The organism is Selenomonas sp. oral taxon 136 (assembly GCF_001554015.1).
In the GTDB taxonomy this organism is placed as follows: domain Bacteria; phylum Bacillota; class Negativicutes; order Selenomonadales; family Selenomonadaceae; genus Centipeda; species Centipeda felix.
The window spans coordinates 926,542-942,809 of record NZ_CP014239.1; the positions used below are offsets into that span (position 1 = coordinate 926,542).

17 protein-coding genes and 1 tRNA gene are annotated in these 16,268 nt (G+C 62.1%); all 18 read right to left on the bottom strand.

The genetic code is table 11. The features are described 5' to 3' along the window. The gene (gene cobI, locus AXE86_RS04435; protein ID WP_061945108.1) at positions 1-699 is read right to left on the bottom strand and encodes a precorrin-2 C(20)-methyltransferase; all 699 of its coding nucleotides are present in this window, start codon (positions 697-699) and stop codon (positions 1-3) included. Positions 700-928: 229 nt separating this feature from the next. Then, positions 929-2,056 (bottom strand): sodium ion-translocating decarboxylase subunit beta, encoded by a 1,128-nt coding sequence (locus AXE86_RS04440; protein WP_061945110.1) that lies wholly within the window; start codon positions 2,054-2,056, stop codon positions 929-931. A 12-nt stretch (positions 2,057-2,068) separates the two neighbouring features. Then, positions 2,069-2,416 (bottom strand): OadG family protein, encoded by a 348-nt coding sequence (locus AXE86_RS04445; RefSeq protein WP_061945112.1) that lies wholly within the window; start codon positions 2,414-2,416, stop codon positions 2,069-2,071. 335 nt (positions 2,417-2,751) lie between these two features. Continuing rightward, the gene (locus AXE86_RS04450; RefSeq protein ID WP_061945115.1) at positions 2,752-3,039 is read right to left on the bottom strand and encodes a hypothetical protein; all 288 of its coding nucleotides are present in this window, start codon (positions 3,037-3,039) and stop codon (positions 2,752-2,754) included. Between the two features lie 407 nt (positions 3,040-3,446). Beyond that, positions 3,447-4,625: a radical SAM family heme chaperone HemW gene (gene hemW / locus AXE86_RS04460; RefSeq protein WP_061945119.1), complete on the bottom strand. Its 1,179-nt coding sequence runs from the start codon at positions 4,623-4,625 to the stop codon at positions 3,447-3,449. Then, the gene (lepA, locus tag AXE86_RS04465; RefSeq protein ID WP_061945121.1) at positions 4,615-6,414 is read right to left on the bottom strand and encodes a translation elongation factor 4; all 1,800 of its coding nucleotides are present in this window, start codon (positions 6,412-6,414) and stop codon (positions 4,615-4,617) included. Before lepA ends, hemW begins: the two co-directional genes overlap by 11 nt. Before the next feature lie 12 nt (positions 6,415-6,426). Continuing rightward, entirely contained in the window at positions 6,427-7,236 is an 810-nt protein-coding gene (locus AXE86_RS04470; RefSeq protein ID WP_061945123.1) for a Nif3-like dinuclear metal center hexameric protein, read from the bottom strand. Positions 7,237-7,482: 246 nt separating this feature from the next. Further along, positions 7,483-8,193, bottom strand: a complete 711-nt coding sequence (locus AXE86_RS04475; protein WP_061945125.1) for a tRNA (adenine(22)-N(1))-methyltransferase — start codon at positions 8,191-8,193, stop codon at positions 7,483-7,485. A gap of 96 nt (positions 8,194-8,289) precedes the next feature. Then, positions 8,290-8,365, bottom strand: a tRNA-Asn gene (locus AXE86_RS04480). Positions 8,366-8,437: 72 nt separating this feature from the next. Further along, a complete protein-coding gene (locus AXE86_RS04485; RefSeq protein WP_061945127.1) occupies positions 8,438-8,695 on the bottom strand; it encodes a Txe/YoeB family addiction module toxin in 258 nt (85 codons plus the stop codon). Further along, positions 8,688-8,954: a type II toxin-antitoxin system RelB/DinJ family antitoxin gene (locus tag AXE86_RS04490; RefSeq protein ID WP_061945129.1), complete on the bottom strand. Its 267-nt coding sequence runs from the start codon at positions 8,952-8,954 to the stop codon at positions 8,688-8,690. Before AXE86_RS04490 ends, AXE86_RS04485 begins: the two co-directional genes overlap by 8 nt. Positions 8,955-8,971: 17 nt before the next feature. After that, the gene (gene rpoD, locus AXE86_RS04495) at positions 8,972-10,084 is read right to left on the bottom strand and encodes an RNA polymerase sigma factor RpoD (RefSeq protein ID WP_061945131.1); all 1,113 of its coding nucleotides are present in this window, start codon (positions 10,082-10,084) and stop codon (positions 8,972-8,974) included. A gap of 40 nt (positions 10,085-10,124) precedes the next feature. Continuing rightward, a complete protein-coding gene (rpoD, locus tag AXE86_RS04500) occupies positions 10,125-11,270 on the bottom strand; it encodes an RNA polymerase sigma factor RpoD (protein ID WP_083501149.1) in 1,146 nt (381 codons plus the stop codon). 94 nt (positions 11,271-11,364) lie between these two features. Then, entirely contained in the window at positions 11,365-13,146 is a 1,782-nt protein-coding gene (dnaG, locus tag AXE86_RS04505) for a DNA primase (protein ID WP_061945133.1), read from the bottom strand. Between the two features lie 10 nt (positions 13,147-13,156). Continuing rightward, complete coding sequence (locus tag AXE86_RS04510; protein ID WP_050342496.1) at positions 13,157-14,164, bottom strand: deoxyguanosinetriphosphate triphosphohydrolase; 1,008 nt, start codon at positions 14,162-14,164, stop codon at positions 13,157-13,159. An 11-nt stretch (positions 14,165-14,175) separates the two neighbouring features. Beyond that, a complete protein-coding gene (locus AXE86_RS04515; RefSeq protein WP_170950735.1) occupies positions 14,176-14,559 on the bottom strand; it encodes a universal stress protein in 384 nt (127 codons plus the stop codon). 255 nt (positions 14,560-14,814) lie between these two features. Continuing rightward, on the bottom strand, positions 14,815-15,492 hold the full coding sequence (gene radC / locus AXE86_RS04520; RefSeq protein ID WP_009753256.1) for a RadC family protein: 678 nt from the start codon (positions 15,490-15,492) through the stop codon (positions 14,815-14,817). Then, positions 15,479-16,060 (bottom strand): Maf family protein, encoded by a 582-nt coding sequence (locus AXE86_RS04525; protein WP_061945135.1) that lies wholly within the window; start codon positions 16,058-16,060, stop codon positions 15,479-15,481. The genes radC and AXE86_RS04525 overlap by 14 nt, the downstream gene beginning before the upstream one ends. Between the last annotated feature and the right edge of the window lie 208 nt (positions 16,061-16,268).

The following is a 16,268-nucleotide window of genomic DNA, read 5'->3' on the forward strand; positions in this document are numbered from 1 at the left end:
TCAGTTCCTCCGTGCAAGAATAGTGGAAAGGTAGTTCAGCGGTTCGCCGCGCTGTGCGCCAATGTCGCGGATGATCTTCTCATCGTCGAGCCCTGCACGGCTGACGAGGACGGCATCCTCCGCCATGTGGTTTTCTGCGAGAAGGTCAACGATCTCGGGGGCGTTGCGGTAGACCTTCATGACGACAGCGCTCTGCACGGCGGAGAGAATCTTCTCGATGTCTGCGCGGTCCGCCGTGCCGGGAATGATGGCGAGGATGTCATCGCCCTCCACGATGGGGCGATTGAGACGGCTGCCGATCGCGGCAAAGGCGGGTACGCCCGGGATGGTGACGATCTCGACGTTCTCCTGCTCCATGAGACGGAAAACGTAGATGTAGGTGCTGTAAAACATGGGGTCACCGAGGGTGAGAAAGGCGACGTTCTTCCCCGCGTCGAGGAGGGCGAGGATCTCTGCTTTGTTTTCCTCCCATGCTTCGGGATTTTTCGCGAAGTCCTTGACCATGGGGAAGACCTGATAGACGATCTCGACGCCCTCTTTGAGGTAGGGACGGGCGATCTTGAGGGCGACGCTGCCGTCCTTCTTCTCGGTCTTGGGGGCAATGAGGACATCTGCTGCCTCAATTGCCTTGATTGCCTTGACGGTGAGCAGTTCGGGGTCGCCCGGACCGACGCCGATGCCGTAGAATGTGCCGCGCATAAATTTCCTCCCATGATAAAAGCCCGCGCCTTTCTTTTGTCTTGGGCGGTACTTTTCTTTCTTTTCCCACTTGTTCTTATCGGTTCTTCGGTGGAAGTGTGCGAAGAATACAAAAATCCTTCCCCCATAGTACAGAGGAAGGATGATTTTGTCAAATATAGAGTGTTCGCCGCATCCCCCGCTCCGGCGGAGGATGCTTGGGCTTACAGCGAGATGACAGAATGACTCATTACATCAGCATCGCGAGCATCGCACCTGCGGCGACGGCGGTGCCGATAACGCCGGCAACATTCGGCCCCATGGCGTGCATGAGGAGGTAGTTGCCCGGCTTTGCCTTGATGCCGACGATCTGGCTGACGCGCGCCGCCATCGGAACAGCGGAGACGCCCGCAGAGCCGATGAGGGGGTTGACCTTCCAGCCCGTCGCACGGCACATGATCTTGCCGAGGACAACGCCTGCCGCCGTACCAAAGATGAAGGCGACAAAACCAAGGAAGATGATGAGGATGGTCTCAGCAACGAGGAAGTTCTCTGCACTCATCGTGAGACCCGTGCCAAGCGCGAGGAAGATCGTGACCGTATTGATGAGCGCGTTCTGCGCCGTATCGGAGAGACGATCCGTCACGCCGCTCTCACGGAAGAGGTTGCCGAGCATGAGCATGCCAAGCAGTGCCGTGATGGAGGGGAGCAGCAGACTGATGAAGATGGTCGAGACAATCGGGAAGGCAATGCGCTCGAATTTCGTAACATCGCGTGCCTGCTCCATGACGACCTCACGCTCTTTCTTCGAGGTGAGGAGCTTCATGACGGGCGGCTGGATGAGCGGCACAAGCGCCATGTAGGTGTATGCCGCGACCGCAATTGCGCCGAGGAGGTGGGGTGCCATCTTCGTTGCGAGGTAGATCGAGGTCGGGCCGTCCGCACCGCCGATGATGCCGATGGAGCCTGCCTCCTGTGCCGTGAAGCCAAACCACATCGCACCGAGGAGAGCAACAAAGACGCCGAACTGTGCCGCAGCGCCCATGAGAAGGCTCGAGGGACGTGCAATCAGCGGGCCGAAGTCCGTCATCGCACCGACGCCGAGGAAGATGAGCGGCGGGAAGATCTCGTATTTGATACCCATGCCGATCGCGGACATGACGCCCGGCTCCTCAAAGCCGTTGAACGGGATATTCGCAAGGATACAACCGAATGCAATCGGGCTGAGGAGCAGCGGCTCGAAGTCACGGGCAAACGCAAGGTAGAGGAGCACCAGTCCAACGAAGATCATGATGAGGTTGCCGGATGTGAATCCGGAGAATCCACTGCCCTGTACAATCGCCTGCAGGGAGACGGAAAATGCATTGATAAAGTCCATGATGATCCCTCCTTAGCGCATCCCGCGCTCGCGGGCATAACGGCTCCACGAGGGCTGTTCCGCCGGACGCACGGCCTTGATCTGTGCAGGGCTGCAGCCGCAGGCGGCGACGGCGGCTGCGATGACTGCGATGGTCTCCGCGCTGACGCCCTCATCCGCGGCGGCAGGTGCGGCAGCCATAACGGGTGCAACAGGTGCGGCAGCTGTCTGCGACGGCGCTGCCGGCACTTCCTTTTTCTTGGTTGGATCAATCAGATGGACAAGCTCAATGAGCCCCCACACCGCCGTCAGCACAGCAAAGACAATGACCATGTTGATGACCATAATGACGAAGGGGTTGTCCGTGACCGGTTGATGCATACAATCACCTCATCCTTTTCAGCTGCGCATTTCTCCATAGGAATGCGCTAAATCTAATTCGCTGTTTATTATGCGTCATTTCAAACAATTTTACAAGTTTTATTTCGTTTTGTGAGTGAATTCTCACGTATTCGTGCCGCAATTCACGAGCCGATGTGGCTGCCGCCCCCATCAGCTCGCTGTGCTCGCCACTTCCCCCGCAAGCGAGCTACTATGCCGTGATCCTCCAAAGCCTTCCCCGTTATCACGGGGAAGGGGGACCGTGCAAGCGGTGGAAGGGGCACAAAGGCAAAGCTGTTACACAAGATTGTCAGCCTCGTGTAAACCGCGTCCCCTTACTCAGCGCTTGCCGCATCAAACGCGTTCTTTACCTCAGCATAGATGGCCTCGTAGCTCTGGCCCGGCTGTGCCTCGTAGAGTTTCGTGCCGTCCATAAAGATGCTCGGGACGTAGTAGTACTGCCCGGCATAGGGCTGGGTGCGCGCGGGCTCATTGTTCTCGTCGATGAAGGTGAGCGGAACATCCGCGTACGCGCCGCCCTCTGCGCGCAGTGCGTCGATGGCGCGATGGGCATTCGCACAGTAGGGGCAGCCCTGCATTTCGATCATGGTCAGTGTTTTCATGGAAATTTCTCCTTTATTGATAATTGATTTACAGTACGCCAGCTTCCCCCGCCGAGGCGGGGGAAGTGCCGAACGCAGTGGGGCGATGGGGGCGCTTGTGACTTGCGTGGTTATCGCTCGATGCACAGGTATCGCCATCGTCTCCATGGCGCCCCTTCCGGCTCGCGAGGCTCGCCACCTCCCCCGTCGTGACGGGGGAGGCTTGGAGAGGGCAATATTTAGCTTCCCTATCATACCACAGCTTTAAGGAAGCACTGATAAATCCAGCACCGCCATCTTGGCGCATCTTTTTTGCCCGCTTTTTGCCCGCGATCCTCCACATAGCCGCCGCTATGCGTCCGGTTTGCCTCCTCAACCGGACGAAAAATCTACGCCAATCTGACGGGCTTCATTTTATCAGCGATTCCTTACTCCTCAAGCAAAAATGCGGCAAAGACCTCGTTGCCGCGTTTCATGCCTGCCGCCGTCAGCGCAGCACCCGCCGCCGTGCGGCGGAGGAGGCCGAGCGCAGCGTAGTGCGCGATCACCGCGCCATAGACCTCCTCCAAGTCTCGCCCCCAGCGGCGATGAAAATCCGCCGCGTCGATGCCCGCCGTCGTGCGCAGGGCGAGGAAGGCATACTCCTCCATCGCACGCTCTCGTGTGCGCGCGCCGTCCTCGGGCGTGCGGACGCTCGTGCCCGCGCGCATGGCGCGGATGTAGGCGGGGATGTCCGCCTCGTTCGCCCAGCGCTCACCGTCCACATAGCCGTGCGCCGCCGCGCCGAGGCCTAGGTAGGGGGTCATGTGCCAATAGCCGCGGTTGTGACGGCTCTCAAAGCCCGGCTGCGCGAAGTTCGCGATCTCATAGCGGGCGTAGCCGCGCGCGGGCAGCTCCGCCATGAGGAAGTCATACATCTCCTCGGCCGCGTCCTCCGTGGGGAGGTCGAGCCGCCCTGCTGCCTGCATCACCGCGAACGGCGTTCCCTCCTCGACGGTCAGCCCGTAAACGGAAAGGTGCTCCGGCGCGAGGGCGACGGCCGCCGCGACGCTGCGCCGCAGGTGGTCAAGGGTCTGCCCCGGCAGGCCGTACATGAGGTCAATGCTGATATTCTCAAAGCCCGCTGCGCGTGCCGCGTGAAAGGCCTGCGCCGCCTCCGCAGCGGTGTGGATGCGCCCGATGCCATAGAGGAGCGTGTCGTCAAAGCTCTGTACGCCAAGGCTGAGACGGTTCGCCCCCGCCGCGCGGAGTGCGCCGAGGTACGCTGCGTCCACGGTGCCGGGATTCGCCTCGACGGTCCATTCCACAGGCGTTCCCGCCGCCGTGCGGAGCGTCTCCAGCACTCCCATGAGGAGCGGCGCGGGCAGTGCCGTCGGCGTGCCGCCGCCCACGTAGATGGTCGCTGCCGCACCCCGCCGGGCACGAAGCGGCGGCACTTCGCGCAGGAGCTCTGCCGTCAGCGCCGCCGCATAGTCCTCCATCTCCGCCGCACGCGGCGCGGACGGAACGGAGACGAAGTCGCAGTATGCACATTTTTTCACGCAATAGGGGATGTGGACGTAGATGCCCCACGGCTCTCCCTCTGCCCCGCGTACGTCAGTCGTCAATTTTCAGCACCGCCATGAATGCCTCCTGCGGGAGCTCGACACTGCCGACGGCCTTCATGCGCTTTTTGCCTTCCTTCTGGTTTTCGAGGAGTTTGCGCTTGCGCGTGATGTCGCCGCCGTAGCATTTTGCGAGGACATCCTTGCGGCGGGCGCGCACATTCTCGCGCGCGATGATTTTGCTCCCGATGGCCGCCTGGATGGGGATCTCGAACATCTGCTGGGGGATGATTTCCTTCAGCTTGGCCGCGAGCTGGCGGCCGCGTGCGGCGGCACGGTCACGGTGAACGATGGTTGAGAGGGCGTCCACGGGGTCGCCGTTGAGGAGGATGTCGAGCTTGACAAGATTGCTGGTCTGGTAGTCGATCAGCTCGTAGTCGAGGGAGGCGTAGCCGCGCGTGGCGGATTTCAGACGGTCGAAGTAGTCGTAGAGGATCTCGTTCAGCGGGATGTGGTAGATGACGGTGACACGCGCCGCGTCGAGGTAGTCCATGGTCTGGAACACGCCGCGTTTTTCCTGTGAGATCTCCATGACGGCGCCGACGTAGTCCTTTGGCACGATGACGGTCGCCTTGACACACGGCTCCTCGATGTGCTCGATCTCGGTCGCGGGCGGGAGGTCGGCGGGGTTGCTGACCTCCCGCATGGTGCCGTCCGTGCGGTAGACGTGGTAGACGACGGAGGGCGCGGTCATGATGAGGCCGAGGTTGTACTCGCGCTCGAGGCGCTCCTGGATAACGTCCATGTGGAGGAGCCCGAGGAAGCCGCAGCGGAAGCCGAAGCCAAGGGCGATGGATGTCTCGGGTTCAAAGACGAGCGCGGCATCGTTGAGCTGGAGTTTTTCGAGTGCCTCGCGGAGGTTGTCGTAGTCCTTGCTGTCCTCGGGGTAGAGTCCGCAGAAAACCATGGGGGTGACGCCGCGATAGCCCGGCAGCGCCTCGGCGGCGGGGCGCTCGGCACCCGTGACGGTGTCGCCGACGCGCACGTCGCGTACGTCCTTGAGTGCCCCCGCAATGAAGCCGACCTCACCCGTGCGGAGTTCCCCCGTATCGACAGGACGCGGGCGGAAGCAGCCGACGTCCGTGACCTCGAAGGTCTTGCCCGTCGCCATGAGTTTCAGCTTCATACCCTTTTGGATCACGCCCTCCTTGACGCGCACGTGAGCGATCACGCCCTTGTACGCGTCGAAGTAGGAGTCAAAGATGAGCGCACGCAGCGGTGCGTCCGCGTCGCCCTCGGGCGGCGGGATGTAGGCGACGACAGCGTCGAGGATTTCCTTGATGCCGATGCCGGTCTTGGCCGAGGCGAGGACGGCGGCACTCGTGTCGAGGCCGATGCTGTCCTCGATTTCCTCCTTGACGCGCTCGGGCTCGGCACTTGGCAGGTCGATTTTGTTGATGACGGGCACGATCTCGAGGTCGTGCTCGAGCGCGAGGTAGACGTTCGCCAGGGTCTGTGCCTCCACGCCCTGCGCCGCGTCCACAACGAGGAGTGCGCCTTCGCACGCGGCAAGGCTGCGCGAGACCTCGTAGTTGAAGTCGACGTGTCCCGGCGTGTCGATGAGGTTCAGCTCGTACAGTGCCCCGTCCTCGCCGCGATAGTCGAGGCGCACGGTCTGTGCCTTGATGGTGATGCCGCGCTCGCGCTCGAGATCCATGCTGTCGAGCACCTGCGCCTCCATCTCGCGCTCACTGAGTGTCCCCGTGTACTCGATGAGGCGGTCGGCAATGGTGGATTTTCCATGGTCGATGTGGGCGATGATGGAAAAATTGCGGATATGCTTCTGCTCCATAGATTCCCTTTCCTATATAATGACGTCGAATACGTCGCGCTGTGTCTCGGTCACGTGGATCTCCACCGTCCCGTGCTCCGCCGCGAGCTCCGCGCGCAGGAGGTCGGCGAGGACGGGGAGAACGGGGCGCTCCGTGCCGAAATGCCCCGCGTCGATGAGGTGCATGCCCTGCTCGGCGGCGCGCTGTGCCTCGTGGTACTTGACATCCCCCGTGAGGTAGACATCTGCGCCGCGCCGCACGGCTGTGTCGATAAACTCCGCGCCCGCACCGCCGACAACGGCCACGCGCCGTACGGGACGATCGGCGGCACGTACGAGGCGCACGTGGGAGACGCCGAGCCGCTCGCACACGCTATGGGCAAAGTCGTCGATGGCGACGGGGGCGGGGAGCGTGCCGATGCGTCCGAGGCTCTCCGCGCTGCCGTCCGCCTGCGCGACCATGATGAAGCTGCTGAGCTTTTCCAGTCCCAGACGCTCTGCGAGGACGTCGTTCACGCCGCCGCGTGTGATGTCGAGGTTCGTATGCGCTGCCGCGACGGCGATGCCGTGCGTAAGGAGCGCGGCGAGCCGCCGTCCGAGCGGGAGGTCGGTGCGCAGCTGCTTCATGCCGCGAAAGATTGCGGGGTGATGCGCGACGATCATGTCCGCTCTGCGTTCGATGGCCTCGGCAACGACAGTGTCGTCCACGTCGAGCGCGACGAGGATGCGCTCCACCTTCTGTGAAAAGCTGCCGACAAGCAGTCCTGTGTTGTCCCAGTCCTCCGCCAGATGGCGCGGAGCGATGCGTTCGAGGGCGTTCATGACGACCTGACAGCTGAGCATAGGTGACCTCCTTAGATGCGTTGGGTTTTCGATGGGGGGAGTTGCGTAAAATGATGTGCGTTCTTTTGATGCGCTGCGCTATCGTTTTTGGTTTCCGTTGACGGCTCTCTTCAAGGCGCCCCCCACCACCGCAAGCGGTCCCCTCCCCCGTTGTGACGGGGGAGGCTTAAGGAACGCTCGGTTTCTCCCCTGTTCCGACGGGGGAGGCTTAGGAAACGCTCGGTTTCTCCTCTGTTCCGACGGGGCTTAGGGTGTTCGTCGATCCGCATGGATGAGCGCCTGCATTGTCCGCAGTGCCGCCAAGAGTGACACCGTTTCGCGGTACTCCGCACTCCGGCGGGCCTCCGCGCTCCCCTCCATGCCCTCTGCTGCACGGGCGAGCCGCGCCGCCTTGCGCGCGATGTGCTCGCCGAGGAGCGGGTCGCGCTGCTGGACGGGCTGCGTGCCGATGTGGAGCAGCGCCTCATCGGGCATCGCCGTGTGTCCGTGCACGGCGCGGATGATCTCATAGAGATGTCCCCCCGCACGGGCGAGCGTCTCCTTCTCGATCGTCCAGTCATGCGCATAGAGCCAGCGGCGCAGCTTCTCCGCACCGTTCATCGGCTGGAGGACGAGCGTCCCGACATCTCCGAGGATGTTCTGCGCCCCCGCAAGGATAGCGGCGATGAGCGCGCCGCCCATGCCCGCAATAACAATGCTCTCCGCCTCGCCCGGGAGGAGGACGGAGAGCCCGTCCCCCTGCCGCACGTCAATCTGCTGTGTGAGCCGCTGTGTGCCGACCGTCCGCCGCGCCGCCTCGCATGCGCCCGCGCTGAGGTCACCGACGACCGCACGCGGCGCGTGCCCGTGCAGGACAAGCGTCGCTGCGAGGTAGGCATGGTCTGCGCCGATGTCCGCCAGTGTCGTTCCGTGCGGAACAAGCGCCGCAATCGCCGCCAGCCGCGCATCGAGCTGCATAGCCACCCTCCTTGTCGTTTCACTACGCGGGGCACATCCCCGCAAACAAATATAAGAAAGGAGTGTAACCTCTCCGTTACACTCCAAAAATTCAAATGGCTCCTCGAACTGGACTCGAACCAGTGACATTCTGATTAACAGTCAGACGCTCTACCGACTGAGCTATCGAGGAATGTGTCAGACAAGCGTATTATAAAGGCTGTATGCCCCGCTGTCAAGAAAAATGTTGTACCGCAGAGGCTTCTCAGTCATAACGCCCTTTGCACGAAGCAATCTCAAGAAAATCGGAAAAAACACGGTAGATAAGTCTGTTTTTCTCATCAATCCGTCTGTTCCAAAATCCGCTCAGATCTCCTCTGAGTGGCTCCGGTTTTCCCAGCCCCATGTATGGATTGCGCTCTGCATCCTTGATGAGAAGATTGATTCGGCGCAATGTCTTTTTATCCTGCATCTGCCAGTCGAGGCAGTCCTCCCATGCCTCGTCCGACCAAATTTTACGCATCCGCCGTGTCCTCGATCAGTTCGTGTTCTGTGCCCTGCCCCGCATTGAGCTGGGCGATGCTGCGGCGAAGATGTTCCATATTACGCGGGGAGTCAAACGGGTCGGGGGCGGCAGAGAGTTCAAACGGTATCTTGCGGTCACGTGCAACGCGTTTGGCAAAGATCAAAAAAGCCGCAGATACAGGAAGCCCAATGTCCTCACAGACTTGATGCAATTCTTTGGACAGGTCATCCTCCATCTGAATCATCACCTGTGTCATACCGTTCACCTCATTTCCTACTCAAGGAAGTCCCGCAGCACCTTGCTGCGGCTCGGGTGGCGGAGTTTGCGCAGTGCCTTGGCCTCGATCTGGCGGATGCGCTCGCGCGTCACGCCGAAGCTCTGCCCGACCTCCTCCAGTGTGCGCGAGCGCCCGTCCTCAAGGCCGAAGCGCAGGCGCAGGACATTCTTCTCGCGGTCGGTCAGTGTCTCCAAGACCTCCTCAAGCTGCTCCCGCAGGAGCATGAACGATGCCGCCTCCGCTGGTGCGGGTGCCGCCTCGTCCTCGATGAAGTCGCCGAGGTGGGAGTCCTCCTCCTCGCCGATCGGCGTCTCCAGCGACACGGGTTCCTGTGCGATCTTTATGATCTCGTGGACGCGCGCGACGCTGACGCCCATCTCCTTTGCGATCTCCTCGGGGCGCGGGTCACGGCCGAGCTCCTGCAGGAGCTGGCGCGAGATGCGCACGAGCTTGTTGATCGTCTCAACCATGTGCACGGGGATGCGGATGGTACGCGCCTGGTCGGCGATGGCACGCGTAATCGCCTGCCGGATCCACCACGTCGCATAGGTGCTGAATTTATAGCCCTTGCTGTAGTCGAACTTCTCGACCGCCTTCAGGAGCCCGAGATTCCCCTCTTGGATGAGATCGAGAAAGAGCATGCCGCGTCCGACGTAGCGCTTCGCGATGCTGACGACGAGGCGCAGATTCGCCTCCTCCAGACGATGCCGCGCTTCCTCGTCGCCCGCCTCCATGCGCTGAGCGAGGGCGACCTCCTCCTCGGCCGTGAGGAGGGGGACGTGGCCGATTTCCTTCAAATACATACGGACGGGGTCGTCCAGTGAGATACCCTCGGGCACGGAGAGGTCGATCTCGACCTCTTCCTCCTTGTCGGGGCCATCATCGTCTGCCGCGTCCCCCGCCGCCGCCACATCATCGACAATCTCCACGCCCTCATCGCTGAAGCGTTGGTACATATCGTCCATCTCATCGGGGGACATATCCTGTTTTTGCAGCGCGTCGATGAGCTCACCAAAAAGCAGCGCCCCACCGTTCTTCTTACCCTTGGCAAGCAGTCGCTCAATGATGTCGGTGCTCGGCGCTTTCTTTTGCTCCGTCCCCTCTGGCATAGGGCTGTCCTCCTGTCGATGTTGGGTAGGCTCTCCCACCTTACGCGTCAAAATTTCCCTGTAGTTTGCGCAGGCGCACTGGATGTCTGAGTTTCCGCAGAGCCTTTGCCTCGATCTGGCGGATGCGCTCACGCGTCACGCCAAAGTTCTGTCCAACCTCCTCGAGGGTGCGGGAGCGTCCGTCCACAAGGCCGAACCGCAGACGCAGCACCTCCGCCTCACGCGGGGCGAGCGTCGTCAGCACCTCCGAGATCTGTTCCTTGAGCAGCAGCATGGACGCCGCATCTGCGGGGTCGGGTGCCGCCTCGTCCTCGATAAAATCGGAAAGATGTGTGTCCTCCTCCTCGCCGATCGGCGTCTCAAGGGACACGGGTTCCTGCGAGATCTTCATGATCTCACGCACGCGCGCCACACTCAGTCCCATGCGGTGCGCGATCTCCTCCGGCGTCGGGTCGCGGCCGAGCTCCTGCAGGAGCTGACGCGAGACGCGGATATACTTATTGATCGTCTCGACCATGTGCACGGGGATGCGGATCGTGCGCGCCTGATCGGCGATGGCACGCGTGATCGCCTGCCGGATCCACCACGTCGCATAGGTGCTGAATTTATAGCCCTTGCTGTAGTCGAACTTCTCGACCGCCTTCAGGAGCCCGAGATTCCCCTCTTGGATGAGATCGAGGAACATCATGCCGCGCCCAACGTACCGCTTCGCGATACTGACGACGAGGCGCAGATTCGCCTCCTCCAGACGGTGGCGTGCCGTCTCATCGCCCGCCTCCATGCGGCGTGCGAGATCGACCTCCTCCTCTGCGGTCAGCAGGGGAACGCGCCCGATTTCCTTGAGGTACATGCGGACGGGGTCGTCGAGCGCAACACCCTCGGGTACGGAGAGGTCGATATCGACATCGGCGTCCGTCTCGTCCTTATCCTCCAAATCATCGGCGAAATCCGCTGCGTCATCCTCTGCACCGACATCGGCATCGTCGATGATCTCGATGCCCTCATCCATGCAGCGCTGATACAGCGCATCCATTGCGTCGGGGGTCACGCTGTCCTGCGCGAGCGCGTCCATCATCTCACTGCAGGTGAGTGTTCCGCCGTTTGCTCTGCCTTTCTTCAGCAGATCCATGATCTCTACAGGCGTAGCCGTCTGCTCCGTTTCTTTTCGTAATGCCGCGATCTGCACTCTGCCCCCTCCTTTCAGTTCGTATTTTTTCTAAATAGTTACTATTACTTATTATATCGTTCACCGCAGGTCGTTGTTAAAGGAATCTGCATATTTATTCCTGTGTGCCGATGTGGGCAAGCTCATCCTGAATGCGCTTCACTTCGTTTAATTCGTCAACGTAGCCCGCTTTTCCTTCCTGCATCATCGTTTCTGCACGATGTGTATGCTGTGCGAGGGCAGCGGTCAAATGCGCCCGCCGAAATACCGCGAGCGCACCCGCGCGTGCCTCCGACGTGGGCGGCTCCTCGACCAGCGCACGCGTGATCTCCGCGCTCTCCTCCGCCGGCTGCGCCGCGATAAAATCCGCATCAATCACGCCCCCCGCCGCGATCTGCGCGGCAACGGCGCAAAAAATCGTGCCGAAGAATTCATCGGGAAACGCATCGAGCGGCACGGCCGCCGTGATCTGCGCGAGGAAATCGGGATCCTGCCGCACGGCCGCGATGAGCTGTCGCCCTGCGCGCTGCAGGGCACGATCCGCACGTCGTACGGGCGTGCCCGCAGTGGGTGCGGCAGGTTCCTCTGCCGCACCACCGCGCCGCAGCCAGCGGCGCAGAGCGTCGGCAACGACCCCCTCGTCGAGAAAGAGCTCCGCCGCCGTGCGGCGCACGTATGCAGCGCGCTCCACAGGATCCAGCTCCGCGAGGACAGGCAGCATCGCGCGCAGCGCCGTACGCTGTCCCTCGATGCCGTCCGCCATCTGCGCGCGGATATGGCGCAGGTGGAAGGCGGGCGCGGGCACGGCCGTCTCGACGAGGGCGCGGAACGCATCCGCGCCGTGCGTGCGCACGTACTCATCGGGATCCTTGCCGTCGGGCAGGAGGAGGACGCGCAGCTCCGCCGCGCGCCCATGCACCGCCGCGAGCGCGCGCAGGGTCGCCTCCTGTCCCGCGCGGTCGCTGTCGTAGCAGAAGACGATGCGCGGGGCGCGGCGCAGGAGCAGTGCGGCGTGGTCGCTCGTGAACGACGTGCCGAGCGTCGCGACGACGTTGTCAACGCCCGCCTCCCACGCAGCAATCGCGTCCATGTAGCCCTCGACGACGATGGTATAGCCCGCGCGGGCAATCGCACTGTGCGCACGATCCATGCCAAAGAGAAGCTTTCGCTTGTTAAAGACAGGCGTCTCCGCCGTATTGAGATATTTCGGCTGGGCATCGCCGAGCGCACGTCCGCCGAAGCCGACAACGCGCCCGCGCTCATCCGCGATGGGGATGATGACACGTCCGCGAAAGCGATCGTAGATCCCGTCCCCACGCTCACGCCGCACGGCAAGCCCCGCATCGACGAGGACGTGCTCCGCGACGCCGCGCTTTTGGAACGCATCGGAGAGCTTTGACCACGCATCCGGGGCAAAGCCGATGCCGTAGCGTTCGATGGCCACGTCCGTGATGCCGCGCCCCGCGAGGTATGCCTTGCCCGCCGCGCCGTAGCGCGTCATGGTGAGGCAGTTGTGAAAGAAGTCACGTGCGAGCGCGTTTACGCGGCGCAGGTCGTCGAGGGCGCGCAGGCGCGCCTCCTCCTGTGCGTCGCGCTTGCGTGCGGGGCGCTCGATGCCGAGCTGCTCCGCCTGCCGCAGGATCGCCTCAAACGGGGTGATGTGCTCGATGAGCGAGAGAAATTTGAACGCATCGCCGCCCGCATGGCAGCCGAAGCAGTAAAAAAAGCCCTCCGACGGCACAACGGAAAACGATGCGGTCTTTTCGCTGTGGAACGGGCAGCAGCCCCAGTAGCGGTTGCCCTTGCGCTTCAGAGATACATAGCTCTGCACGACGGCGAGGATGTCCGTTCCTGCGCGCACCTGCTGCACGAACGCCTCCATCCTCGGGTCACGCATAGGTTTCTCCTTATATTGGTTTGATGGTCATCTGATCGACGGGCGGGATGTAGATCTCGCGGAACAGCGCGACGGCGTAGCTGTCCGTCAGCCCTGCCACGTAGTCCACGACGCACTGCTCGCGCCCCCACCGCTCCGCCCGCGCGATAAACTCGCGCGGCAGCGTGTCAAAGTACACGGTGAAGTGATCCATCAGCGCACGCAGGACATAGCCCGCCTGTGCGCGCTCGTGCGCGAGCGTCTTGGAATGATAGATGTGCTCGAACATAAAGCTGCGGAACGCATCCATCACATGCTGCACCTCCGGAGAGAGCGCCGCGTCGCCGCGTGCCTCCGAGGTGACGATCATATCCGACACCATGCTTGTGATCATCGCCGACGTATCCGTACCGAACGCGTCGCGCACCTCTGCCGGCAGATCATCCGCCGTGAGGAGCCCCGCACGCAGGCTGTCGTCATAGTCGTGGCAGAGGTAGGCGATGCGGTCGGCGATGCGGACAATGCGTCCCTCAAACGTCGACGGCATCCCCTTTCCCGTGTGGTTCAGGATGCCGTCGCGCACCGCGCCCGTAAGGTTCAGCCCGTGCCCGCCGCGCTCTAGGATCTCCACCATGCGCAGGCTCTGCTCGTTGTGGGCAAAATGCCCGAGGATCTCCTCCATCACCGCCTCGCCCGCATGTCCGAACGGCGTATGTCCGACATCGTGCCCGAGGGCGATCGCCTCCGTCAGATCCTCGTTGAGCCGCAGACTCCGCGCGATCGTGCGCGAGATCTGCGCCACCTCAAGGCTGTGCGTCATGCGCGTGCGGTAGTGGTCGCCCGCCACGATGTAGACCTGCGTCTTGTGCTTTAGCCGGCGAAAGGACTTGGAATGCAGAATGCGGTCACGGTCGCGTTGGAACTTTGTGCGAAAGGGGCACTCCGCCATCGGATGACTGCGCGATGCATCCACGCTGCGCGCCGCCAGCGGCGACAGCAGAGCCGCCTCCTGCTCCTCCAAACGCTCACGTACCGTCATGGCTGCACCTCCTATTTGACGACCATGACGGGGATCTTCGACTCCTCCACCACCTTCTGGCTGACGCTGCCGATAAATACGCCCTTGAGGAGGCCGAGACCACGGCTGCCCATGATGATGATATCCGCCTTCTCCTCATCGGCCAGCTCCAGAATGCACTTGGCGACGTGCCCGCTCTTGACGTGCTTGCGCGCCGTCAGGCTCTCGGGCAGCTTCTCCCAGATACGGTCAAAGACGATATGGCTCGGGATATCCTTGTTGATGTTGCTCGCGACGTAGACAAAATCCAGCTCCGCACCGCATTTTTCCGCGATCGAGAGCGCCTCGTCCACAGCCTTGCAGCCGTTGACCGAACCATCCACAGGGACGAGAATCTTCTTGATGTCACTCATCATAATCCCTCCTAATTTGCTGCATATTGTTAGTTACGTTATCTGTATATTTCGATGATAAAACGGCAAATCCTTTTTCTGTGAAAAAAAAGTATTACGGAATCGCTGATAAAATGAAGTCCGTCAGATTGGCGTAGATTTTTCGTCCGAACGAGGTGGAAAACCGGACGCAGAGTGGTGCTCTGTGGAGGATTTTCCGCCGAAGTGCGGGCAAAAAAGATGCGTCAAGATGGCGCGGCTGAATTTATCAGCGATTCCTTACAACAGCCCCTCCTCGGCAAAGCTGAAGAAACCGTCCCGCGCGACGACGACATGATCCGTCACAGGGATGCCGAGCAGTTTCCCCGCCTCGTACAGACTGCGTGTGAGGCGGTGATCCTCCGCGCTCGGCGTGGGGTCGCCGCTCGGGTGGTTGTGTGCGACGATCACATGCGCCGCGCCGCAGCGGATCGCGGGCTCGAATACCTCGCGCGGGTGCACCAGCGCATTCGTGAGCGTCCCCGTCGACACATCGGCGAGCATCAGCAGCTCGTTCTTTGCCGAGAGCGGCAGGACGAAGAAGTGCTCGCGTCGCTCCGCATGGCAGCGCGCCGAAAGGAGCGTCATCACATCCGCCGCCTCGTTCAGGTGCGGCATCCCGTGCGTCCCCGCGTAGGCGCGTCGGCCGAGCTCTAGGGCGGCGAGTACCGTCGCCGCCTTTGCCCCGCCGATGCCCGGGATGCGTGCAAACTCGGCGGCTGGCATGCGCAGGATCGCCGCGAGCCCCTCCTCCCGAAACTGCGCGACGATGCCGCGTGCGAGATCGAGGACATGCTCTCCCGTCCGCCCCGTCCGCAGGAGAACGGCCAATAGCTCCGCGTCGCTGAGCACTGCTGCCCCATGCGCCAGAAGCCGCTCGCGCGGCAGCTCCCCGTGCGGGAGGTCAGAGAGCGGCATCGTCCGCTGCCTCCATGACGACGCCCGCCGTGCGCGCGAGTGCCGCCACGGCGTAGAGAGGCAGCCCGACGACATTCGAGAACGAGCCGTGGATCTCCTCGATGTAGACGGCCGCGCGCCCCTGAATCGCATACGCCCCCGCCTTGCCCATCGGTTCGCCCGTCGCCACGTATGCGGCGATCTCCGCCGGCGACATCGGCGCAAAACGCACCGTCGTCTCCGTCGCGTCCGTGACTACGCGTCCATCCACGACCCACGCGATCCCCGTCAGTACCGTGTGCTGACGCCCCTCCAGCAGGGAGAGGATGTGGCGCGCCTCCTCGGCGTCACGCGGCTTGCCGAACGACTTGCCGCCGAGGACTATCGCCGTATCCGCCCCGAGGACGGCGTGGTCGGGGTACTCCGCCGCCACCTTGCGCGCCTTCATCAGCGCATTGTAGATCACATCGTCGCGCGGGTGCTCCCCGTCTTTGCGCTCCGCGACGGCGGGCGTGATCGAGACGAACTGCGCCCCGATCTGGCGCAGGAGTGCGCGGCGGCGCGGCGATGCCGATGCAAGAATAAACATAGCTCCCTCCTGCCTGATGATACTCCCTGCCCCGCTGCGGCTGCGTAAACCACAAAGAGCAGGGCATTCCTCGGTCAAAAAGAGAGACACCGAAACTGTGCCGGTGTCTCCCGCAATTTTCCAGTATTTATTTGATTCGCGCAAACGCTCTATTTTCCTGCAAAGAATAATTTTCTTTTATAGGAATCGCTGATAAAATGAGGTCTGC

Bases quoted from the DNA above. Each gene is read 5' to 3' on its own strand.
- AXE86_RS04450 (WP_061945115.1), bottom strand. From the start codon at position 3,039: ATGAAAACACTGACCATGATCGAAATGCAGGGCTGCCCCTACTGTGCG.
- rpoD (WP_061945131.1), bottom strand. From the start codon at position 10,084: ATGCCAGAGGGGACGGAGCAAAAGAAAGCGCCGAGCACCGACATCATT.
- AXE86_RS04510 (WP_050342496.1), bottom strand. From the start codon at position 14,164: ATGACGGTACGTGAGCGTTTGGAGGAGCAGGAGGCGGCTCTGCTGTCG.
- AXE86_RS04440 (WP_061945110.1), bottom strand. From the start codon at position 2,056: ATGGACTTTATCAATGCATTTTCCGTCTCCCTGCAGGCGATTGTACAG.
- AXE86_RS04490 (WP_061945129.1), bottom strand. From the start codon at position 8,954: ATGACACAGGTGATGATTCAGATGGAGGATGACCTGTCCAAAGAATTG.
- AXE86_RS04445 (WP_061945112.1), bottom strand. From the start codon at position 2,416: ATGCATCAACCGGTCACGGACAACCCCTTCGTCATTATGGTCATCAAC.
- AXE86_RS04485 (WP_061945127.1), bottom strand. From the start codon at position 8,695: ATGCGTAAAATTTGGTCGGACGAGGCATGGGAGGACTGCCTCGACTGG.
- radC (WP_009753256.1), bottom strand. From the start codon at position 15,492: ATGCCGCTCTCTGACCTCCCGCACGGGGAGCTGCCGCGCGAGCGGCTT.
- AXE86_RS04475 (WP_061945125.1), bottom strand. From the start codon at position 8,193: ATGCAGCTCGATGCGCGGCTGGCGGCGATTGCGGCGCTTGTTCCGCAC.
- cobI (WP_061945108.1), bottom strand. From the start codon at position 699: ATGCGCGGCACATTCTACGGCATCGGCGTCGGTCCGGGCGACCCCGAA.
- AXE86_RS04515 (WP_170950735.1), bottom strand. From the start codon at position 14,559: ATGATGAGTGACATCAAGAAGATTCTCGTCCCTGTGGATGGTTCGGTC.
- lepA (WP_061945121.1), bottom strand. From the start codon at position 6,414: ATGGAGCAGAAGCATATCCGCAATTTTTCCATCATCGCCCACATCGAC.
- dnaG (WP_061945133.1), bottom strand. From the start codon at position 13,146: ATGCGTGACCCGAGGATGGAGGCGTTCGTGCAGCAGGTGCGCGCAGGA.
- AXE86_RS04470 (WP_061945123.1), bottom strand. From the start codon at position 7,236: ATGCTCAGCTGTCAGGTCGTCATGAACGCCCTCGAACGCATCGCTCCG.
- AXE86_RS04525 (WP_061945135.1), bottom strand. From the start codon at position 16,060: ATGTTTATTCTTGCATCGGCATCGCCGCGCCGCCGCGCACTCCTGCGC.